We start from the raw sequence: 19,991 nt of genomic DNA, 5'->3' as shown, positions 1-19,991 counted from the left end.
CGGCGTAGAGCCGCAGGTGCGAACGCGCGGCATATAAAGAGTGGCACGCACGCCTGTCAAGCAAACCCGGACGAGACCGCAAACTATTGCAGATAGAGGCTATTTTGGCCTCACCGATGGGTCGCCGCCGGGGCTGCCGGGCGGCGGAATCACCGGCGTGTTGCCGCCTTGCGGGGTCGGCGCACGCATTTCGGGGTCGACGCCGGCCGGCGGACACAGCACGCCGTCGGATCTGGCGAGCTTGTCGCCCAAAGCCTGCCCGGTGGTGGTTCCCTCCGGAACCGCAACAGCCGGATGCGAAGGCTGCTGCGGCGCGCAATTCGCGGCGGCGCGCTGCGGCGCCGGCGGTGCCGTCTGTGCCGGCGGCGTGGCGGGCGTCGGCGGCGCCTGCGCCGCGGCAACGACGGGCGCCATGATCAGGGCACAGGATAAAGCGAGCGTTCGATTGATCCTCATGACGAGAAAACCGTGACGACGCGCCGATGTTCCCGTCAAAATCGCCGCAGCCTCACGATTTGCGGAAGCGGATCAGCGAGAAATGCCCCATCGGCGGCATCGGCCGGCGTTCCGCAAGGCTGACGCCGCCATGTTTCGCAGCCCAATTGGTCAGCCGCTCCCAGGGAAATTCCGGACGCCAGCCCAGCCGCCGCGCCAGCGGCGCGAAGGCGAGCTCGAAGATGCGGCGCGGGCCGCTCTCGGCGCCGATGTGATTGACCAAGATCAGCTCGCCGCCCGGCTTCAGCACGCGGATGAAATCATCCAGCGTGGCTTCGGGATCCGGCACTGCGGTGATGACGTATTGCGCGACCACCGCGTCGAAAAACGAATCCGGAAATGCGAGGTGCTTGGCGTCCATCACCGCCAGCGTCTCGACATTGCTGAGGCCCAGCGCACGCACGCGCTTGAGCGCCCGCCGCAGCATCGGCTCGGAAATATCGACGCCGCACAGCTTTGTGGTGCGCGCATATTCCGACAGCGACAGCCCGGTCCCGACGCCGACGTCGAGCACGCGTCCGCCGATCCGGTCGGCCTCCGCGATCGTCGACTGACGGCCCTGATCGAACACCTTGCCGAACACGAGATCGTAGATCGGTGCCCAGCGGCCATACGCCTTTTCGACCCCCTCGCGGTCGATGTCCCCAGCCATTCCCCTGCCCCGATGCTTCTTCTGTCTAGCCGCGAACCGCTTCCGCGAGCGGCGCCATCGCATCCTGCGTCGCGGCCCGCGCCATGCGGCTCGCGCTCGCACTTCTGATGAAGCCGCCGCCGAGCACGCGCGCCTGCCCGGAGGCTGCGTCGTAGAACACGCAGGCCTGGCCGGGCGACACGCCCTCCTCGCCCGCGACGAGCTCGACCTCATAGCCGCCATCCGTGGCGCGCAACCATGCCGGCTGCGGCGCGCGCGTCGAACGCACGCGGACATAGATCTCGATACCCTCGCCGATCACGCGGTCCAGCGCGCCGTTGCCGATCCAGTTGACGTCGCGCAGCGCGATGCGATCCATCCGCAGCGCCTCGCGCGGCCCGACCACGACCCGGCGCGTCGCCGCGTCGAGCTTGACCACATAGAGCGGATGGCCCGAGGCGATGCCGAGGCCCTTGCGCTGGCCAACGGTGAAATGAACGATGCCCTGGTGCTGGCCGATGACATTGCCGGCGAGATCGACGATGTCGCCCGGCGCGATCGCATTCGGCTTCAGCCGTCCGATGATGTCGGTGTAGCGGCCGGTCGGCACGAAGCAGATGTCCTGGCTGTCCTGCTTGTCAGCGACCTCGAGATCGAAGCGCCGCGCCAGCTCGCGGGTCTGCGGCTTGGTCATGTCGCCGAGCGGGAAGCGGAGGAAGTCGAGCTGCTCGCGCGTGGTCGCGAACAGGAAATAGCTCTGGTCGCGATCGGCATCCGCCGCGCAAGTCAGCGAGCGCGATCCGTCGGCAAGCCGACGCGAGGCGACGTAATGTCCGGTAGCGAGCGCCTGCGCGCCGAGCTCGCGCGAGGTTGAGAGCAGATCGCGGAACTTGACCGAACGGTTGCACTCAATGCACGGCACCGGCGTCTCGCCGAGCGCGTAGCTGTCGGCGAAATTGTCGATCACGGATTGCTTGAAGCGGCTTTCGTAATCGAGCACATAATGCGGGATGCCGATCCGCTCCGCGACATTGCGCGCATCGTGAATGTCGCGGCCGGCGCAGCAGGCGCCCTTGCGATGGGTCGCGGCACCATGGTCGTAGAGCTGCAGCGTGATCCCGACCACGTCATAGCCCTGCGACTTCAACAGCGCAGCCGTCACCGACGAGTCGACGCCGCCGGACATGGCAACGACGATCCGTGTGTCTTCAGGGCGGCCTTCAAGATCCAGACTGTTGAGCATCTCTAAGCGGTCATTGGTCACTGTCGCGGCGAGCTTATGCGCTCCGCGACGAAATTGGAAAAAGCCTTTGTCCAGAAAGCCTTAGAACGCGTCCAAGGCCGGTTCGGTCGGTTCGGGACGCGTCGGAGGCCACCTTTAATATAGGCCGTATTCCGGCGAGGCAATCCGGCGGAATCCGTGTCTTGCCGTGCGCGGACGGCAAATCTTGCCGCCGGGCAAAAAGGAGGCCTGTCCGGAACCCGTTCCAGGCCGCGTGCGCGACTCTTAACCAATTGAAATAACTGATCATTTGTCACGCTCCATGGTTGGCCCGCTCCTTGCTGACAATACGCCGGAAGTCTCATTTGCGAGGGTTGGCAGTGGTCAGCGTGACGTCGGAAGCATTGGCAAGCCGGTCTTTTCAGGGCTCGACGCCGCGATCAGCGCGGCCCGACCCCGCCCCGCAGGCGGGGAACGACGGCTTTGCCGCGCTGGTCGACAGCAATTCTGCGTCCACGAGCGACAACAACAGGTACGACGCCCAACCGGCGCCCGCGCGCCGGTCCGACGATTCGACCTCGACGACCGATGCACGCTCCCGCGACACCAGCACAGCCCCCGACCGGACGTCGCGCGATTCCGGCAGCTCGCGCGACGACCACAAGGTCGATAGCGACAGCGACGCGCCGCCCAAGACCAAGTCGAAATCGAAATCGGACGACTCGAAGTCGAGCACCGATGCCCAATCCACCGGCAACAAGGCCACGACGCAAGCCGTGCCGCAGCCGGATCCAGCCAATGCGGCAGCGGCCAGCGCCGTGGTTGCCGTCCCCGTCGCCGCCGCACCGGCGACTGACCCGGCAGCGGCGACCGCGCCAGCCGGCCAGCCGGCCGCACCGCTTGCGATCGCGGCTGCCGCCATCGCGGCCAGCTCCGTCATCGCCGCGACCGGTGCGCCGGCCGGCAGCGGCGCGCCTGCCGGCGCCGACACCGCAACGGCGGCGACCACCACGGCGAATGCCGACAAGGTCGCCAAGGCGGCCGGCGTCAAGACCGAGGGACAGGTCATCACGACGGATGCGGCAACGGTTTCCGGCGCAGCGACGGCGACCGGCGATGCGACACTCGCCGCCACGGTTGCCGCCGGAACGCCCGCCACGAAGACGACGACGCAAGCCAAGACACAGGTGGCCGCAAAGGACGCGACCGCGACAACGCCAACCGACCAGGACGGCGCAACTCAAGGCAACGCCAACACCGCGCAGGCTGCTCCGACCACCATCGTTCCCGCAGCCACGCAGCCGGCGGCCGTTGCCGGCAAGGCGAAGGCCACCGCGGACGGCGCAGCCGACGCCATCAAGGCCGATGCAAGCGGCGACGGCAACGCCGCGCCGACGCCGACGGCCGGCGGCCACGCGGCTGCGCAGGCCCAGCTGACGACGCCCGATCCCGGCGCGCAGGCGGCGAATGCACTCCAGGCGCAACTGCCGACCAGCCAGACGACGCCGTCTGCGACCGCGCAATTGACCGTGACCAACGCAGCGCAGACCGCCGCCGTGCCGCTCAGCGGGCTTGCGATGCAGATCGCCGCCTCCGCCAAGAGCGGCAAGAGCCGCTTCGAGATCCGGCTCGATCCCGCCGAGCTCGGCCGCATCGATGTCCGCATCGACGTCGATCGCAACGGCCAGGTGACCTCGCATCTCACCGTCGAACGCCCGGAAACGCTGTCGATGCTGCGCCAGGACGCCAACCAGCTGCAGCGCGCGCTCGACAATGCCGGCCTGTCGACCGGCAATGGCGGATTGCAGTTCAGCCTGCGCGACCAGTCGCAGTCGGGCCAGAACAACAACGGCCAGTCCAATCCGAACGCCCATCGTTTGATCGTCACTGAGGAGGACAGCGTCCCCGCCGCAGCGGCGGGCCGCTCCTATGGCCGCGCAACCGGCGCCCTCGGCGGCGTCGATATCAGAGTGTAAGGAGTTCACCATGGCAGTCGACGCAACCATGCCGACGCCGGTCGTCTCAGCACCGGGCACCAGCAACGGAACGAGCTCCGGAAGCGGCAGCAGCACCGGCAGCGGCCTGACGACCTCCTCGCAGGGCATCGCCGACAATTTCCAGACCTTCCTGACGCTGCTGACCACGCAGTTGCAGCATCAGAACCCGCTCGACCCGCTCGACACCAACCAGTTCACCCAGCAGCTCGTGCAGTTCGCCGGCGTCGAGCAGCAGCTGAAATCCAACGATCAGCTCAAGCAGCTGATCGCGATCGAGAAGAGCGCGCAATCGACCCAGGCGCTGGTCTATGTCGGCAACACGGTCGCGGTCGACGGCAGCAAGACGCAGTTCAACAAATCCGCGACCTGGAATCTGGTGTCGCCGCAAGCCACCAGCGCCACCATCACGATCACCAGCGCGTCCGGCCAGACCGCCTATTCCGGCAATTTCAACCTGAAGCAGGGCAATGCCAGCTTCGTCTGGGACGGCAAGGGCACGGACGGCACGCAATGGCCGGCCGGCACCTACACGCTGACCGCGACCGGCAAGGATTCCAAGGGCAACGACCTCGCCATCTCGACCGAGATTCAGGGCGTCGTCGACTCCGTCGACCTGACCGCCTCCCCGCCGCTGCTCTCGATCGGCGGCCAGACCTATACCACCGACAAGATCAAGCGCGTGGTGCGCGGCGCGACGGGCAGCAGCTAAGCTAAGGCTTCGCTGCATCCAACCAATCCGGGCGTTCAGCTTCGCGGGAATTGCGCGTGCGCTTTTGCGCGTCGCGAGTTGCCGCATACACACCTGTCGTCCCTGCATTCGGAAGCAGGGACCCATACTCCGCGGCGGGTGTTGTTGACGGGACTCGTCATAGCAGCAACGCACAACAAAGAACTTCGGTGGTTATGGGTCCCTGCTTTCGCAGGGACGACACTGAGTGTGTGACGCGATCTCGGGCAAGTTCGGTGTCATCGCCCGCGCATGCGGGCGATCCAGTATTCCAGAGACGCCCGTGCTTGAGCCGAGAGGCCGCGGCGTACTGGATCGCCCGGTCGAGCCGGGCGATGACAGTGCGGGTATCATATGCGATCGTCGTCCTGGCGAAAGCCAGGCCCCATAACCACAGGGTTGTGTTGTTGAAGAGGGCCGTGGCCCCAGCGTCGCGCAACGATCGAGATTTAGGGTAATGGGTCCTGGCTTTCGCCAGGACGACACTGAATGTGTGGCGATCTCGGGCAAGTTCGGTGTCATCACCCGCGCATGCGGGTCGCAACACCCGTGACGATGCGCAGCGCCCCTCGATCGGGTGAGACGGGCAAACCTTATACTGAGTTTCATTTCGGATAACGCTAAATACTTTTGCGACGGGGCATGCGCCGTCGAGCAATTGCCAGGGCCCCATGCTTCCCAAGCGACATCGGCAGACATAAACAGCAATAAATTGCGACACGTCAGCTTCCTGTAAGCAAGCGGACGTTATCTTCATATTCCGCGTTTGAACGCCGCTTCCGCCCTGAAACTCCGCAGCTGCCCGGGCTGCGCGCCTTGACCGCCGGCAAGAGCTAGCCTGTGACCCCGACACGCCCGACACCGCCAGAACGCACCCAGACCACTCCAAGCCATGCCGGGGCACCCCACCCGCAGCTTGCCGAGACAATGACCGAGAATGCGCGCCTCAGGACCATCGCCATCACCGTCATGCTCGAGATCGCAGCGCTTCGGGAACGGCTGCCGCCGGCTGCCCGCGAGTAGCAACGCAGCCGGAGTGGAACGACCGGGTGCGAGGCTGTCTCGCCGCGCTCACGAACCCCGAACGCCAGTCAAGGCTGACAAGGTCTGGCCTGCGCCGGCCGCGCAACCGGCGCGGCCCGCTCCGTGTGCGCGCCGCATCAATAGATGCGGACGTGATTGGCCTCGAACGTCACCGGAAAGTTGTTGCGATTCTGCAAGGTCAGGATCAGCACGACGCCGACGCCGCCGCGGTGATCCCAGTACACGGCCCGGTCGGTTTCGTGCAGGGGCTCCATCGAGGTCTGGTTCTTCTCGAAATGCGGCGCGATCGATACGTCGAAAAACTCGTTCGGCGCTTTCGAATCCTTGCCCCACCAGAACGTGAACGGCTGGCTCGAATTGGCGGCGATCGTATAGGTGCCTTGCTTGTGGTCGATGTTGGCCATGATGTCGGGGTCCTTCGTTTTCCATTCGCCGCTCCGATGCGACGCCCCGACAATGATGCGTGACGCCCGCACACGCCGTGATCTAGCTCACTCTGCTTTGCAACCGATTCACCCGCGTCAACGATGTCTTGCAAAGAGCGGCCTGGCTGAGCGACACTTCCGGTTCCAGGTATTGCCGACCTCAACATTCGCGCGCAATGAGTTGATCGAATGAAGCGAGTTCCGAGCGATCGACGCCCCATCCATCACTCGCCGGTTTTCTGGATAGGCATAGCCCTGTGCCTGGCGGCGATCGCGATCTACCTTTGGTCCGACGACCTTTCCTGGCGGCCGACACCGAGCCCCCGGTGAAGAACCGGCCGTCGATGGCCTTATAATCTCTCGTGCCGATCACGTTAGCACGGCTCAGCTGGCCGCCTTTCGGGCAAGCCGAACGCCGCGCGGAGAATCGCCGAAACGAACTCGGAACAAGCGATTGAAATGCGAAACGTCCGAGAAACCAACCTCCAGCGCGATGTCGGAAATCCGCTGAGGGCCGGCGTGAGACCCAGTTAGCAATTCGAGCGCGCGCTGGAGACGCAATTCATTCAGGCGCTCGGTGAACGACGTTCCCGATGACGCCATCAGGCGCTGTAGATAGCGCGGCGAGATGCCCTGGCGACGTGCGACCGTTTGAACGCTGAGCCCAGGCTCCTGAAAGTGTATGGTGATGTAGTCGAGGGCTGCATTGTGCCGCGCAGCCACGACGGCGCTCGCGCCGCTCTCGCCCAAGGCAGGACACTCGCTGATCGCGAGTGCGACGAGATCATGGATGTGGGTCACGACCGTATGACGAAGTTTCGGGGCGGTCAGTGCTCTCGCCTTGAGCACCGACTTCAGATATGTCGCGAATAGCCGGAATGCTTCCGTTCGGTGCCCGATCGGCCGCATGGCCAGGCTTTCGACATCCGATACGCGCTGTTCAAGCTCAGCGCGCGGCACCGCCAGACCGAATTGCAATCCATCGACATAGATAACGCTGGCGGGCTCGGAATGCAGAATTGCGATTGCATCGCCCGCGCGAAGCTCAACTTCGCGGCCGCGCTGCGATAGCTGACTTCTGCCGGGAGAGCAGAAGATGAGGCCGACGGAATCATCGCCATCGGCAAGGTTCGCCTGCAAGCGCTTGAAGCGCATCGAAGTGCCCTTTAGCGCGAGCATGCGCAGACCCTGAATCGCCTGCAGCGACGCATCGGCCTGGATCGGAGTGTTCGACAGCGGCTCGATGTCGGCGTGCACGACGCATCGCCCAAAGTGCTCGCACCATAGAGGGAGACGAATACGCTCCGGAAGGTCGCGCGTCGAAAATCGATACGATGCAAAATCGGCTGCGTCCGTAGGCATGGGACCTCCAGCCTTCACAGAGCATCAGGATGAAATGCTGCGGCACACCATTTTCAATGTCTGCATTTTGCAATTCACGCACCGGCCTTCTCAGGGTCGTGCGCGCAAGTCCAAGAAGCCATGCTATCGATCTGCTAGTCTGATTTGCCTGTGATCGATGCAGATGTGAACTGGTTCACGTACCGGTCAGAATATTACGTTTATAGTGATCGCGAAAGTCGCGGCCTTTATTTTCTCCCTTAGGAGGAGACGGTCGTGATGGCGCTATCTGTAATTGCCGCCATCGGATTCATTAGACATCCCTGGCGGTGCGCAAGCGAAGAGCAGTTGATGCCCCTGTTCGCAATTGATCCGGTTTACGGAGCCGCGGGCAGGTCATTTCTGAAAAGATTGCTGATACCGATCTTATTTCGCTGCTTTGGCCAAATCGCTAAGCAGAACTTGTCGGACATAAAATGCCGGCGGCACTGCTGGCTTTTGGCCGCCGGTTGAAATGGTCGAAATCTGTCACGTGGGAAGTCAACCTCAGTGATCAGGAAGGCGTTCGATCATGTCCACCATATTCGACATGCTTTATCACGAGTACTGTCGTGCCCGCCTCGCCGAAATGCGAAAGCAGCTTTCGATACCGCTCGTCGGCGAAGTCCTGCAGGCGCCGCCGGAAGACGGCGATCGTTCCGGGCCCCTTGATTGCGGCTGGCCGGCGAAAGCGCCGCCAACCCTCGGGTAGCTGGAGCGTCCAATCCCATGGCTTGGCCGGAGGCTGGTCCGGCGCGCGCACGCCTTGGAGCATCCAAGCGTCCCATGGACCTGTGCCCGACGAGGTCGCGCGCACGCCAGACAGATCGACAGATGCATGACCGAACCCACACCTCGAAGCGATTGATCGGCGAAACTCCGCCGGAATTCAGATCGACCGGTCGCGACCCGCGCATCGACGTCTGCCGCGGGATCGCGTTATGGTGGATATTTCTCGACCACATTCCAAACAACGTCGGAAGCTGGCTGACGCTGCGCAACTACGGCTTCTGCGATGCGGCCGAAATATTCATGTTCATTTCGGGCGTGACTTGCGCGCTGGCCTACGGCAGGGCCCGTCAACGTGACGGCTGGAGAGGCATGATCGGCCGTTCGCTGTGGCGGGGATGGGATATCTATGCCGCCTTTCTCCTGCTCGCGCTCGCTTGCGCCGTGCTCGTCTACGTCGCGGACAGCGATCGTCTTGCCGACGACAGCAATACGCGGGTCTTGTTCGAGCGTCCGGGCGCGACGCTCGCGCACGCCGCAATCCTGCAATTCCGCCCTGTCAATACCGATGTCTTGCCGGTCTTTGTGATCTGTCACGTGTTGTTCGCACCGTTGTTGTGGCTGCTGCTGCGCGCACCAAACGTAACGCTTGGCCTTTCGCTGCTGCTTTATGCGCTGGTGCACGTCTTCAGCTGGCGCGTTCCCGCCTGGCCCGACGGCGTCTGGTTCTTCAACCCGCTGGCATGGCAGTTTCTGGTCGTGCTGGGCGCATGGTACGTCATCGAGGGGAAGACAATCCGGGATTGGATAACGTCGCGCCCTGCGCTGGTCCTTTCCACTCTCTTTCTCGCGACGAGCCTGGTCCTTGCACTCGGCCAGCACGTCAAGCCGGTGGTGCCGCAGGCTTTGACGGACCTGCTATTTCCATTGGACAAATCGAATCTGAGCCCGTTGCGGCTACTGCATTTCCTGGCTCTCGCGATCGTGGCGTCATGGCTCGTTCCCGCCGGTTGGCGAGGGCTATCGACGCCGATGCTGCGCAGCGCGCGGTGCTGCGGCGAGAATTCGCTACCGATCTATTGCCTCGGCGTGCTGCTGGCACTGGTCAGCCAGTTTGATCTGCTCAACATCTCGAACCGGCCTGCGATGCAGATCGCGCTCAGTCTCGGCGGCGTCTTGATGATGACCGCCGTCGCGGCGCTCCTGAACGCGCTCAGCACCAAGCGCAAGCCTGCGGTGGGCGCAGTTGATCGGAAAATGCCCACCGCCGCTACAAATCGGAAAGTCGAGGATCGCGCACGCAGGACCGTTCTTGATGCACAGCTGAGAGCCGTCACCGCTCCGTCGACGTACTGCCCTTGATGAAATTTGGATCGTGCCGGACATCGGCTGTTTGCCACGTTCGGGCGCACACGCATTCGCGACGCAACCATTCCGACCTCTCCCCGCAGCCGGGGAGAGGCGAAAACGGAGCTCGCTGCCGAAGCACGCCTGCCGCCGATACTCACTCCGACCGGCCCGCGGCCTCGAGGATCAGCCGCGCAATCGGCTCAGGCTGCGAGATCAGCGCGAGATGGCTGGCCTTCACCTCGATCGTGGTGGCGCCCATCCGCTTGGCCATGAAGCGTTCGAGATCCGGATTGATGGTGCGGTCCTCGGTCGAGACGGCGTAGTAGCTCGGCTTGCTGCGCCAGGCCGCGTGGCTGGTCATGCCTGCCAGCAGTTGCTTGTGGAACGGCTGCTGCACGGCATAGAGCACTTTTGCTTTCGCTTCCGGGATGTCACCGGCGAAGTCGCGCAGGAACGCGGCTTCGCTCAGCCGGCCCTCGTCGCCATCGAACACAATGCCGGCGCTCGCGGGCGGCGTCGGATAGGTCTTGGCCAGCGCAGTGTAGTCCTCATCCGCATCGGGTGCGCGCGCGGCGACATAGACCAGCGCCGAGACATTCGGATGCACGCCGGCCTCAGTGACGATCATGCCTGAGAAGGAATGGCCGACCAGAACGGTCGGGCCGTCCTGACGATCGAGCACCCGCTGCGCCGAGGCGACCGCTTCCGGCAGCGTGGTCAACGGATTTTGCACGGACGTCACATTGAGCCCCGCGGCCTGCAGGCGCGGAATGACTTCGGACCAGCACGAGCCGTCGGCGAACAGGCCGTGCACCAGCACGACGTTGCGTGCCTTCACCGGCGGCTGCGTTGCGGCGATGCCGCGCGAAGACACCAGCGAAGCTGCCGCTCCGGCAAGCAAGGCGGTCGAGAAGGTGCGTCTGTTCATGATCATGACAAGTGCTCGGATGGAGTGATTGGGGAAACGCGCCCACCTGCAGTGAGCGGACAACGATTCTTACGCACACGAGAGCACGACGTTACGGCGCTACGCTGTCGTGGTCGTCAAAGAGAAGTGATGACTGTCCGTCCAGCAATCTTTCGACACATGTCGTGACGCGCGAGGAGATTGCGAAAGCGAGCTTCAAATCAATCATCTCGCCCCGGACCACCCCCTCTCCCCAAAACCTCCCCCGCAAGGGCAGGGAGCCTGATAAGTGTGCTCACCTCACGTTGAGCAACCCAATTACATGTGGGGGACGCACAGGCGGGAGGGTTCCCTCGCCCCTTGCGGGGGAGGGTTAGGGAGAGGGGTGCCGCTTGCTCCACTGCCCGACAAGAGGCGCACAGCCGGCAGCGCGCGGCTCCCAAGCGCCCAATCCGCCGACCTGTTCCCGGCCGTTCCAACGAGATTCGTATTGAACGCTTGGGCTTAGGCAAATTTTAAACCGGTGGGCGTAGGTTACCTCCTGCGAGTTCAGTGGTTGAGAGTTTGTGAGTACGCCATGACAGAACCCCATCGCCCGAGGGTGAAATACGTCATCGGGCCTGACGGCAGCCCGTTAACGATTGCGGACCTGCCGGCCCCCGGTACCAAGCGGTGGGTCATCCGCCGCAAGGCTGAAGTCGTCGCTGCGGTCCGCGGCGGCCTGCTCTCCCTTGAGGAGGCCTGCAGCCGCTACACGTTGACCGTCGATGAGTTCCTTTCCTGGCAGTTCTCGATCGACCAGCATGGTCTGGCCGGACTGCGCACCACACGTATCCAGCAGTACCGGCAGTAAGTTTCGCCTAAACCGTGGTATTTGACGAAAACCGGCCTCGCTTTGCGAAGCCGGTTTTTTTCATGTCCGCGTTTTTGCCGCGGTTCTTAACCTTCGTTAACCATATGGAAACCATACCCTAGGCAATATTTGCCCAGTCGGACCCGCGTGGGCCGAATCCCTGGGGGCCGTTGGTGCAAAGTCTGGTTGCTTTCTTCCGAGGTCTTGGTGCGGCCCGCCTCGCGGCCATGGTTGCGGTCACCGCAGCCCTCATCGGTTTCTTCGCGTTCGTCATCATGCGCGTCACCACGCCACAGATGACCACCCTCTTCACCGACCTGTCGACCGAGGATTCCTCGGCCATTATCAAGGAGCTGGAGCGCCAGGCGATCCCGTTCGAGCTGCGCAGCGACGGCGCCGCGATCATGGTGCCGAAAGACAAGGTGACGCGGCTCCGGATGAAGCTCGCCGAGGGCGGCATGCCGAAGGGCGGCGGCGTCGGCTACGAGATCTTCGACAAATCGGACGCGCTCGGCACCACGAGCTTCGTCCAGAACATCAATCATTTGAGGGCGCTGGAGGGCGAGCTCGCCCGCACCATCCGCGCCATCGACCGTGTCCAGGCCGCGCGCGTCCACCTCGTGCTGCCGGAAAAGCCGCTGTTCTCGCGCGAGACGCCGGAACCATCCGCCTCGATCGTGCTCAGGGTGCGCGGCGCGCTGGAGCCGCAGCAGATCCGCGCGATCCGCCATGTCGTCGCCTCCGCGGTCAACGGGCTGAAGCCGCAGCGGGTCTCGATCGTCGACGAAGCCGGCCAGTTGCTCGCCGACGGCGCCCAATCCGATGCCGATGCCGCGGTCGGCGACGAGCGCCGCGCCGCCTTCGAGAAGCGGATGCGCAAGCAGGTCGAGGATATTGTGTCTTCGGTGGTCGGCGCCGGGCGCGCCCGCGTCCAGCTCTCCGCCGACTTCGACTACAACAAGATCACCCAGACCTCGGACAAGTTCGACCCCGAAGGCCGCGTGCTGCGCTCGACCCAGACCCGCGAGGAATCGAGCCTCACCGCCGACAATTCCGGCCAGGTCACCGTCAACAACGAATTGCCGGGCAACCAGAACCAGGACAACGCCGCCCGCGCCCGCGACCAGAGCAAGAAGAGCGAGGAAACCAACAATTACGAGATTTCCCGCACCACCAAGACCGAGGTGACCGAGGCCGGCCGCGTCAATCGCATCTCGGTCGCGGTGCTGGTCGACGGCGCCTACGCCAAGAACGAAAAAGGCGAGATGGTCTACCAGGACCGCACCAAGGAGCAGCTCGACCGCATCGCCGCCCTGGTCCGCTCCGCGATCGGCTTCGACCAGAAGCGCGGCGACCAGGTCGAGGTCGTCAACCTCCGCTTCGCCGAGCCGCCGACCGCGCAGCCGATCGCAGAGCCGACCGGCCTGCTCGGCATGCTGCAATTCACCAAGGACGACGTGATGTATGTCATCGAGCTCGGCGTCATGATGATGCTCGGCCTCGTCGTGCTGTTCATGGTGGTGCGCCCGCTGGTCAAGCGCATCGTGGCGGCCGACGTCATTCCGGCGCTGGGCGGCGGCGCGGGCCTGCCCGCACTGGCCGAAGCCCATGCCGAGAGCGCCGGTGCGCCCGGCCAGGCGCTGATCCCGAGCGGCAGCGGCGCAGCGCAGTTGATCGACGTCGCCCAGATCCAGGGCCAGGTCCACGCCCAGGCCGTGCACCGGGTCGGCGAACTCGCCGAGCGCAATCCGAACGAAACCGTCTCCATCGTCCGACAATGGCTGAGCGAGCCGGTAGAGAACTGACATGGCCGCCGTACCCCAGACCACCAACGCCAACGACATCGCCACCGTCCTCTCGACGCTGGCGAACCGGCAGAGCGCCCGGCCCAAGGGCAAGCCGCTGCCCGGCCCGAAGCGCGCCGCGATCCTGATGCTCGCGCTCGGCGAGCAGTATGGCGGCAAGATCTGGTCGATGCTCGACGACGAGGAGGTCCGCGAGCTGTCGGTCCACATGTCGACGCTCGGCACCGTCGAGGCCGACGTGGTCGAGGACCTGATGCTGGAATTCGTGTCGCGGATGTCGGCCTCCGGCGCGCTGATGGGCAATTTCGACGCCACCGAACGGCTGCTGCAGCAATATCTGCCGGCCGAGCGCGTCACCGGCATCATGGACGAGATCCGCGGCCCCGCCGGGCGCAACATGTGGGAGAAGCTCTCCAACGTGCAGGAAGAGGTGCTCGCCAACTACCTCAAGAACGAATACCCGCAGACCATCGCCGTGGTGCTGTCGAAACTGAAGCCGGAGCACGCCGCGCGCGTGCTGGCGATCCTGCCCGAGGACATCGCGCTCGACGTGGTCGGCCGCATGCTGCGGATGGAGGCGGTGCAGAAGGAAGTGATCGAGCGCGTCGAGCAGACGCTGCGCACCGAGTTCATGTCGAACCTGTCGCAGACCCGCCGCCGCGACGCCCATGAGGTGATGGCCGAGATCTTCAACAATTTTGACCGCCAGACCGAGACCCGCTTCATCACCTCGCTGGAAGAGGAAAACCGCGAATCCGCCGAGCGCATCAAGGCGCTGATGTTCACCTTCGACGACCTGATCAAGCTCGATTCCGCCTCGGCCCAGACGCTGATGCGCAACATCGACAAGGACAAGCTCGGCGTCGCGCTGAAGAGCGCCAACGAGGAGGTGCGCAGCTTCTTCCTCGGCAACATGTCCTCGCGCGCCGGCAAGATGCTGATGGACGACATGGCCGCGATGGGCCCGGTGCGCCTGCGCGACGTCGACGAGGCCCAGGCCCTGCTGGTCAACCTTGCCAAGGACCTCGCCGCCCGCGGCGAGATCACCCTGACCAAGAACCGCGCCGACGACGAGCTGGTGTACTGATGGCCGCACCCGCAAAATTCCTGTTCGACACGGACTTTTCGGCACCGGACCGTTCGCGCGAGCGTGCCCCGACCCCGGCCGAGGTCGCCCAGAAGGTCGCCGACGCCGAGGCGCGGGCCTATCGTGCCGGCTACGAGGCCGCGCTGCGCGAGGCCAAGGTCGAGAGCGACCGCCGCGCGGCGCAGGCGCTGGAAGAGATCGGCACCGCGATCAAGGGCATCGCCGCCCGCTTTGCCGGCATCGAGACCCGAATGGAGACCGAGGCCGTCGATGTCGCGGTCGCGGTCGCCCGCAAGCTCTGCTCCGAACTGGTTGCACGCGAGCCGCTCGGCGAGATCACCGCGCTGGTATCCGACTGCTTCTCGCATCTGGTGGCGACGCCGCATCTCGTGGTCCGCATCAATGACGCGCTCTACGAGGCGGCGCAGGACAATATCGAGCGGGTGGCGGCGCATTCCGGCTTCCAGGGCCGGCTGGTCATCCTCGCCGAGCCCACGATTGCGACCGGCGACTGCCGGATCGAATGGGCCGACGGCGGCGTGGTGCTGGAGCGCGCCGCGATCGAAGGCAAGATCAACGAACTCGTCGGGCGCTATCTGGCGTCCCGCGGCCAGACCGGCTGAAGGATTGAGGGCTGAACCATGAGCGACACCGACACCCAAGTCCCGCTTCCCGATCTCAACGCCGCCGATGCGCCCGGGATCGACGACATCGGCTACAACGAGGACGAGAATGCCGCGCGCATCGCCGCCGACCTCGAGGCCGTGTTCGACGTGCCGGTGCAGGTCTCGGCGGTGCTCGGCCGCTCCAAGATGGACGTCGGCGACCTGCTGAAGCTCGGACCGGGCACCGTGCTCGAGCTCGACCGCCGCGTCGGCGAGGCGATCGACATCTACGTCAACAACCGCCTGGTGGCGCGTGGTGAAGTGGTGCTGGTGGAAGACAAGCTCGGCGTGACCATGACCGAAATCATCAAGGCAGAACGCTCGTAACAACTTCACGGTAGCGCGCGGAACCTGCGCGACCAGACGAACAGGAGATCATCATGCGGCTTCTCATCGTTGGCACCCTGAAGGGCCAGCTCACGACCGCGACCAAGATCGCGATGGACAACGGCGCCTCGGTGACCCACGCCGAGGCCGCCGAGCAGGCGATGAACGTGCTGCGCAGCGGCAAGGGCGCCGACCTCATGCTGGTCGATGTCGGCCTCGATATCCGCGACCTCGTGATGCGGCTCGAGGCCGAGCACATCCACGTGCCGATCGTCGCCTGCGGCATCTCCAACGACGCCCGCGCCGCGGTCGCCGCGATCCACGCCGGCGCCAAGGAATACATCCCGCTGCCGCCCGACCCCGAGCTGATCGCAGCCGTGCTCGCCGCGGTCGCCAACGACGCGCGCGATCTGATCTATCGCGACGAGGCGATGGGCAGGGTGATCAAGCTCGCGCAGCAGATCGCGGGCTCGGACGCCTCCGTGATGATCACCGGTGAATCCGGCACCGGCAAGGAGGTGCTGGCGCGCTATGTCCACTCCCGCTCGGCCCGCGCCAAGCGGCCGTTCATCTCGATCAACTGCGCCGCGATCCCGGAGCACCTCTTGGAATCCGAACTGTTCGGCCATGAGAAAGGCGCCTTCACCGGCGCAGTGGCGCGCCGCATCGGCAAGTTCGAGGAAGCGACCGGCGGCACGCTGCTGCTCGATGAAATCTCAGAGATGGATGTCCGCCTGCAGTCCAAGCTGCTGCGCGCGATCCAGGAGCGCGTAATCGACCGCGTCGGCGGCACCAAGCCGGTTCCGGTCGACATCCGCATCATCGCGACCTCGAACCGCAATCTGTCGGAGGCGGTGCGCGAAGGCAGCTTCCGCGAGGACCTGCTGTTCCGCCTCAATGTCGTCAACCTGAAGATCCCGCCGCTGCGCGATCGTCCGGCCGACATCCTCGAATTGGCGCAGCATTTCGCCAAGAAATATGCCGAAGCCAACGGCGTGGCGGTCCGCCCGATCTCGACCGACGCCCGCCGCGTCCTGACCGCGAACCGCTGGCAGGGCAACGTCCGCGAGCTCGAGAACACCATCCATCGCTCGGTCCTGATGGCGCAGGGCGACGAGATCGGTGCCGACGCGATCCTGACCCCCGACGGCGACCGTCTCGACCTCGCCAAGACCGCGCCCGCGGTCGCGCACGCCACGCTGGCCGCCGAGCAGGTCACCCGCGCGCTGGTCGGCCGCACCGTTGCCGACGTCGAACGCGATTTGATCCTGGAAACGCTGAAGCACTGCCTCGGCAACCGCACCCATGCCGCCAACATCCTCGGCATCTCGATCCGCACGCTGCGCAACAAGCTGAACGAATATGCCGACGGCGGCATCCCCATCACCCCTGCCGGCAATGGCGCGCCCGACTATCAGCGCATGGCGAGCGCCGGCTGAGAAAGGGGAAGCGGCAGGCGATCCCGCCGCGACTGCCGCGCCTCACGAATAGTTGGGCGCATCGGGCTTGCGAAAGATCCGGATCGGATCGCCGGGTGTGATGTCTCTGCCGGTGAAGGTCACATACGCATAGAGCGCGAGATAAGCGACGGCGATTGCGCCGACGAGATAGAACAGCCAGGCTCCCACGCGCTTCATCGAACCGTCACGTCTGCGAAACATCCGCGGCTTTTAGTGCGCTTGCCGGCAAAGCGCCACGGCCAACATGCCGCGCCGGCCCCCTTGCCGTTCCCCTTGCCATTCATCCCTTGAGTCTCGCGGGCAGTTGCCGTATTCAATCTCCTATTGCGCTTTTATATTTCGACAACTGGAGAGTGAAATGGCCCTTTACGCGCAGACCGCCGGCACGTTGTCCACCAACTCCGGGACTTTCACGGCGATGCAAGGCCTCAGCCTGACGATCCCGGAGGGCGTCGGCACCACCGCGATCATCACCCTCAACGTTCCGAATCCCTACGCCACGGGCAACGATATCCCGGGCGGCATGTTCGGCGTTACCGTCAATGGCACGGTCTCGCCGGTGGTCGCGAGCTTCACCTATAACGAGACCCCGTCGAGCTTTGGCCGCATCCCGACCACGCTCGTCGTCGGCATTCCGCTGAGCAACACAGCTCAGACCATCCAAGCCGTATGGGCTGGCGTCCGCGGCAGCACTGTGATCATCGACAGCCCGGCGTCGCTAAGCGCAGTCTTCTAGAGGCTGATCCGGACCAGCGGCGCGCTCTCGACGGGCGGCGCGAAAGGGCGCCTTCCGTCACGCGATCCGCTGCTCGCGTGGCGGTCGCACCAGCATGACTTGCGGGCTGGCGGACGAGTTCGGCCGGCCTGTGATCTTTCATTGTGACGGCAGGCAACGCCCATGACCTGGTCGGCGTCACCGACCTGCTGCGTGGATACCGTTTTCTCGCGGACCGGATTTGCGATGCCAACAAGCTGCGCCCATGGGTCCGCCGCCGATGCCGCGCTATAGATTCCGGCGCAGGAAGTCACCTATTTCAACCTCGATCCGTCGATGGACCGCTGCACGGTCGACGCCGGGAGCATCCTTGCAGGCCGCGGGCGCGTCAGCTGCTATCGCGGGAGGGCAAGGACCAAAGAATATGAAATGGCCGCCCGGCACGGTCTCTTGCCGCGGCGGATGGGGCAATGCGGCCGCCAGAGCGAGGATGTTGCCGTCAGCCTTGAGATCGCTGCCTTCCGCGCGATAGACCAGCGTCGGCATGCCGACCGACGTCAATCCATTTCGATCGAACAAGGCGCCGAACGGCTCCATCAGGATGAGGGCGTTCACGGCGAGCGCATCTGGCGATCTCCTGCCGACCGCGTTGGCCAAGGAGCCATCGGTCGGCACGCCGTCGCAAGCCATGGGATCGTCGCTACGGTCGCGGCAATAGGCCGCCAGGTGAGCCAGGCTAGGCGTCGCTCCTGCGACGATCAGCGTGACGGCCCCGCCGTAGGAAAATCCCATCATGCCAAGGCGGTTAGGATTGGCATGCATCGCGAAGCGTTGATCCGCCAACATTGCATTGAGCGCCTTGTGAATCTGGCGCGGTCGATCTTCGAGGGCTTCGCGGGGACGCTTGGATCCGGGATGAAACGGCGCGACCACGATAAAGCCGTCGCGCGCCAAGGACGTGAGAAGAGCGGCATAAGGCAGCGAACTCCCCCCAGCTTTGATCGTCCCCCCTCCGCCATGCGAGAAGAGAACTATTGGAAAGCGCGCCCCGGAGGCAACCGGCGCATCGCTGCTGGCGGCAATCGTGTATGGCCCATCCTGAAAGGCAACTTCGGCCGCGTCTGTCGGATACACAATCAAAGTGTCGAACGGGACAACATCCTGCACTGTAATGCGCGTGAGACCAGCGCGAAATCGCTGTGGATCTGCTTGTGCGGATGTGTCCGCGACCAGTAGTGCGAGCACGAGAAACAAGGCACGCATGTGCACCTCAACGCAGCCAAGTATCCGATCGAGGTCCAGCGATCGAAATACTGCGCTGACCCATCATCTCATCGTATCTTCACTCCACACGCGTCATTGAGCACATTTAGGTTACCTGCGAGTTCACGCCGATGCTCACCCCAACGGCGCCATGGCAGCTAGGGCGTGTACTCATAAAAGCGCCTACGTCGGCTTTTGGGGGCTAAGCAGAAATTTTCTGCTCAATCAGAGTATTGCCGGTTTTGACCCGATTCCGACTTGCGACAAGGTCGCATAAGCGCCGTAGCCGTCATTCACTTAGACACGTTCGTCGTGCGATACTACGGGCAAATCACGGCTTACAGGGGCTGGACATGGATTGGCCAAACGACGCAGACGGTGATGTGCTCCGACGCCTCGCCAATGACCGGTTCGATTTTTTGACAGCGCACGTCGTTGATTTCGTCATCGACTTTGCGGATCGTCCATCGCCGGAAGCCCTTACTTTGCTGCGCCAAAACTATCCGTTGGCAGTCATTCACAACGACACGGAATACGGCCCGAACAGCCTGCTGATACAACTGCAATCCGTGGTGACCTACGATTTCATCACCACCACACAGGCCGGGATCACCGAATTGCTGAAACCGTTTGGCGGCATCTGCGAGTCCTGGGGCGTGATGAATGAACACCCGTTGCCTTAATCCGCAATGAGCGCTTCTGGCGCTAGCCGGACTTCACGGCGCCTCTAACGGTGCTCGCCCGCGCCGACGAGGTGATCGAGTAGTTTCGTTGTTTGCTGCGGTGCATGAGTCCCCAGTTGGCCCAACCCGGACCTCCTGCAATGTCCGCTTATGCGCCGCTGTTGGGGGATAACCGGACATCCCGGATTTATGAGTACACGCCCTAGCAAGTGGGGACCGGTTTGCG

General features: G+C 64.2%; 20 protein-coding genes. 12 read left to right on the top strand and 8 right to left on the bottom strand.

The genetic code is table 11. The features are described 5' to 3' along the window. Positions 1–99 precede the first annotated feature (99 nt). The 3 genes from JQ573_RS23880 to mnmA are packed head-to-tail and all read right to left on the bottom strand — an operon-like array spanning position 100 to position 2,369. Entirely contained in the window at positions 100–456 is a 357-nt protein-coding gene (locus JQ573_RS23880; RefSeq protein WP_212316067.1) for a hypothetical protein, read from the bottom strand. Positions 457–508: 52 nt separating this feature from the next. After that, positions 509–1,147, bottom strand: coding sequence for a class I SAM-dependent methyltransferase (locus JQ573_RS23875; protein WP_173640979.1), 639 nt, complete (start codon positions 1,145–1,147; stop codon positions 509–511). Positions 1,148–1,172: 25 nt separating this feature from the next. After that, positions 1,173–2,369, bottom strand: a complete 1,197-nt coding sequence (gene mnmA / locus JQ573_RS23870; protein ID WP_212316069.1) for a tRNA 2-thiouridine(34) synthase MnmA — start codon at positions 2,367–2,369, stop codon at positions 1,173–1,175. 359 nt (positions 2,370–2,728) lie between these two features. Here mnmA and JQ573_RS23865 point away from each other — a divergent pair, with 359 nt between their 5' ends. Together JQ573_RS23865 and JQ573_RS23860 are read left to right on the top strand one after the other, a co-directional pair. Further along, positions 2,729–4,324 (top strand): flagellar hook-length control protein FliK, encoded by a 1,596-nt coding sequence (locus tag JQ573_RS23865; protein WP_312011600.1) that lies wholly within the window; start codon positions 2,729–2,731, stop codon positions 4,322–4,324. Positions 4,325–4,334: 10 nt separating this feature from the next. After that, entirely contained in the window at positions 4,335–5,054 is a 720-nt protein-coding gene (locus tag JQ573_RS23860; protein ID WP_212316070.1) for a flagellar hook assembly protein FlgD, read from the top strand. Between the two features lie 1,178 nt (positions 5,055–6,232). Here JQ573_RS23860 and JQ573_RS23855 read toward each other — a convergent pair. Both JQ573_RS23855 and JQ573_RS23850 read right to left on the bottom strand, forming a co-directional pair. After that, positions 6,233–6,520, bottom strand: a complete 288-nt coding sequence (locus JQ573_RS23855; RefSeq protein WP_176533406.1) for a hypothetical protein — start codon at positions 6,518–6,520, stop codon at positions 6,233–6,235. A gap of 405 nt (positions 6,521–6,925) precedes the next feature. Then, positions 6,926–7,903, bottom strand: coding sequence for a helix-turn-helix domain-containing protein (locus JQ573_RS23850; RefSeq protein WP_212316072.1), 978 nt, complete (start codon positions 7,901–7,903; stop codon positions 6,926–6,928). 550 nt (positions 7,904–8,453) lie between these two features. On the opposite strand from JQ573_RS23850, the gene JQ573_RS23845 reads away from it, so the two are divergent. Together JQ573_RS23845 and JQ573_RS23840 are read left to right on the top strand one after the other, a co-directional pair. Beyond that, positions 8,454–8,633 carry a hypothetical protein gene (locus tag JQ573_RS23845; RefSeq protein ID WP_212316074.1) on the top strand — a complete coding sequence of 60 codons (180 nt, stop codon included), beginning with the start codon at positions 8,454–8,456 and terminating at the stop codon, positions 8,631–8,633. Positions 8,634–8,755: 122 nt separating this feature from the next. After that, on the top strand, positions 8,756–10,012 hold the full coding sequence (locus tag JQ573_RS23840; RefSeq protein ID WP_212316076.1) for an OpgC family protein: 1,257 nt from the start codon (positions 8,756–8,758) through the stop codon (positions 10,010–10,012). 142 nt (positions 10,013–10,154) lie between these two features. Here JQ573_RS23840 and JQ573_RS23835 read toward each other — a convergent pair whose 3' ends face one another. Continuing rightward, complete coding sequence (locus tag JQ573_RS23835; RefSeq protein WP_212316078.1) at positions 10,155–10,934, bottom strand: alpha/beta fold hydrolase; 780 nt, start codon at positions 10,932–10,934, stop codon at positions 10,155–10,157. Between the two features lie 550 nt (positions 10,935–11,484). On the opposite strand from JQ573_RS23835, the gene JQ573_RS23830 reads away from it, so the two are divergent. From JQ573_RS23830 to JQ573_RS23805, 6 genes are all read left to right on the top strand, one after another. Continuing rightward, on the top strand, positions 11,485–11,760 hold the full coding sequence (locus JQ573_RS23830) for a DUF1153 domain-containing protein (protein ID WP_002714638.1): 276 nt from the start codon (positions 11,485–11,487) through the stop codon (positions 11,758–11,760). Between the two features lie 227 nt (positions 11,761–11,987). Continuing rightward, on the top strand, positions 11,988–13,565 hold the full coding sequence (gene fliF, locus JQ573_RS23825; RefSeq protein WP_249132299.1) for a flagellar basal-body MS-ring/collar protein FliF: 1,578 nt from the start codon (positions 11,988–11,990) through the stop codon (positions 13,563–13,565). 1 nt (position 13,566) lies between these two features. Next, a complete protein-coding gene (fliG, locus tag JQ573_RS23820) occupies positions 13,567–14,652 on the top strand; it encodes a flagellar motor switch protein FliG (protein ID WP_021077001.1) in 1,086 nt (361 codons plus the stop codon). Next, positions 14,652–15,275: a FliH/SctL family protein gene (locus JQ573_RS23815; protein ID WP_212316082.1), complete on the top strand. Its 624-nt coding sequence runs from the start codon at positions 14,652–14,654 to the stop codon at positions 15,273–15,275. The genes fliG and JQ573_RS23815 overlap by 1 nt, the downstream gene beginning before the upstream one ends. 18 nt (positions 15,276–15,293) lie before the next feature. Continuing rightward, entirely contained in the window at positions 15,294–15,644 is a 351-nt protein-coding gene (gene fliN / locus JQ573_RS23810; protein WP_050631817.1) for a flagellar motor switch protein FliN, read from the top strand. A 53-nt stretch (positions 15,645–15,697) separates the two neighbouring features. Next, a complete protein-coding gene (locus tag JQ573_RS23805; RefSeq protein ID WP_212316084.1) occupies positions 15,698–17,083 on the top strand; it encodes a sigma-54-dependent Fis family transcriptional regulator in 1,386 nt (461 codons plus the stop codon). Between the two features lie 42 nt (positions 17,084–17,125). Here JQ573_RS23805 and JQ573_RS23800 read toward each other — a convergent pair whose 3' ends face one another. After that, positions 17,126–17,281, bottom strand: a complete 156-nt coding sequence (locus tag JQ573_RS23800; RefSeq protein WP_171947754.1) for a hypothetical protein — start codon at positions 17,279–17,281, stop codon at positions 17,126–17,128. A gap of 181 nt (positions 17,282–17,462) precedes the next feature. On the opposite strand from JQ573_RS23800, the gene JQ573_RS23795 reads away from it, so the two are divergent. Further along, entirely contained in the window at positions 17,463–17,840 is a 378-nt protein-coding gene (locus JQ573_RS23795; protein ID WP_212316086.1) for a hypothetical protein, read from the top strand. A gap of 267 nt (positions 17,841–18,107) precedes the next feature. Here JQ573_RS23795 and JQ573_RS23790 read toward each other — a convergent pair whose 3' ends face one another. Beyond that, on the bottom strand, positions 18,108–19,082 hold the full coding sequence (locus JQ573_RS23790; protein WP_212316088.1) for a dienelactone hydrolase: 975 nt from the start codon (positions 19,080–19,082) through the stop codon (positions 18,108–18,110). A 353-nt stretch (positions 19,083–19,435) separates the two neighbouring features. Between JQ573_RS23790 and JQ573_RS23785 the strand changes: the two genes are divergently transcribed. Continuing rightward, positions 19,436–19,765, top strand: coding sequence for a ribonuclease E inhibitor RraB (locus JQ573_RS23785; protein WP_212316090.1), 330 nt, complete (start codon positions 19,436–19,438; stop codon positions 19,763–19,765). Positions 19,766–19,991 lie beyond the last annotated feature (226 nt).

This window comes from Bradyrhizobium sp. AUGA SZCCT0105 (genome assembly GCF_018129565.1).
Lineage (GTDB): Bacteria > Pseudomonadota > Alphaproteobacteria > Rhizobiales > Xanthobacteraceae > Bradyrhizobium.
The sequence above is the reverse complement of the archived record's forward strand: the minus strand, read 5'-3'. Positions and strand labels throughout refer to the sequence as shown.

Excerpts from the sequence above, each read along its gene's own strand:
- JQ573_RS23880 (WP_212316067.1), bottom strand. The coding sequence starts at position 456 with ATGAGGATCAATCGAACGCTCGCTTTATCCTGTGCCCTGATCATGGCG.
- JQ573_RS23875 (WP_173640979.1), bottom strand. The coding sequence starts at position 1,147 with ATGGCTGGGGACATCGACCGCGAGGGGGTCGAAAAGGCGTATGGCCGC.
- mnmA (WP_212316069.1), bottom strand. The coding sequence starts at position 2,369 with ATGCTCAACAGTCTGGATCTTGAAGGCCGCCCTGAAGACACACGGATC.
- JQ573_RS23860 (WP_212316070.1), top strand. The coding sequence starts at position 4,335 with ATGGCAGTCGACGCAACCATGCCGACGCCGGTCGTCTCAGCACCGGGC.
- JQ573_RS23855 (WP_176533406.1), bottom strand. The coding sequence starts at position 6,520 with ATGGCCAACATCGACCACAAGCAAGGCACCTATACGATCGCCGCCAAT.
- JQ573_RS23850 (WP_212316072.1), bottom strand. The coding sequence starts at position 7,903 with ATGCCTACGGACGCAGCCGATTTTGCATCGTATCGATTTTCGACGCGC.
- JQ573_RS23845 (WP_212316074.1), top strand. The coding sequence starts at position 8,454 with ATGTCCACCATATTCGACATGCTTTATCACGAGTACTGTCGTGCCCGC.
- JQ573_RS23840 (WP_212316076.1), top strand. The coding sequence starts at position 8,756 with ATGCATGACCGAACCCACACCTCGAAGCGATTGATCGGCGAAACTCCG.
- JQ573_RS23835 (WP_212316078.1), bottom strand. The coding sequence starts at position 10,934 with ATGATCATGAACAGACGCACCTTCTCGACCGCCTTGCTTGCCGGAGCG.
- JQ573_RS23830 (WP_002714638.1), top strand. The coding sequence starts at position 11,485 with ATGACAGAACCCCATCGCCCGAGGGTGAAATACGTCATCGGGCCTGAC.
- fliF (WP_249132299.1), top strand. The coding sequence starts at position 11,988 with ATGGTTGCGGTCACCGCAGCCCTCATCGGTTTCTTCGCGTTCGTCATC.
- fliG (WP_021077001.1), top strand. The coding sequence starts at position 13,567 with ATGGCCGCCGTACCCCAGACCACCAACGCCAACGACATCGCCACCGTC.
- JQ573_RS23815 (WP_212316082.1), top strand. The coding sequence starts at position 14,652 with ATGGCCGCACCCGCAAAATTCCTGTTCGACACGGACTTTTCGGCACCG.
- fliN (WP_050631817.1), top strand. The coding sequence starts at position 15,294 with ATGAGCGACACCGACACCCAAGTCCCGCTTCCCGATCTCAACGCCGCC.
- JQ573_RS23805 (WP_212316084.1), top strand. The coding sequence starts at position 15,698 with ATGCGGCTTCTCATCGTTGGCACCCTGAAGGGCCAGCTCACGACCGCG.
- JQ573_RS23800 (WP_171947754.1), bottom strand. The coding sequence starts at position 17,281 with ATGAAGCGCGTGGGAGCCTGGCTGTTCTATCTCGTCGGCGCAATCGCC.
- JQ573_RS23795 (WP_212316086.1), top strand. The coding sequence starts at position 17,463 with ATGGCCCTTTACGCGCAGACCGCCGGCACGTTGTCCACCAACTCCGGG.
- JQ573_RS23790 (WP_212316088.1), bottom strand. The coding sequence starts at position 19,082 with ATGCGTGCCTTGTTTCTCGTGCTCGCACTACTGGTCGCGGACACATCC.
- JQ573_RS23785 (WP_212316090.1), top strand. The coding sequence starts at position 19,436 with ATGGATTGGCCAAACGACGCAGACGGTGATGTGCTCCGACGCCTCGCC.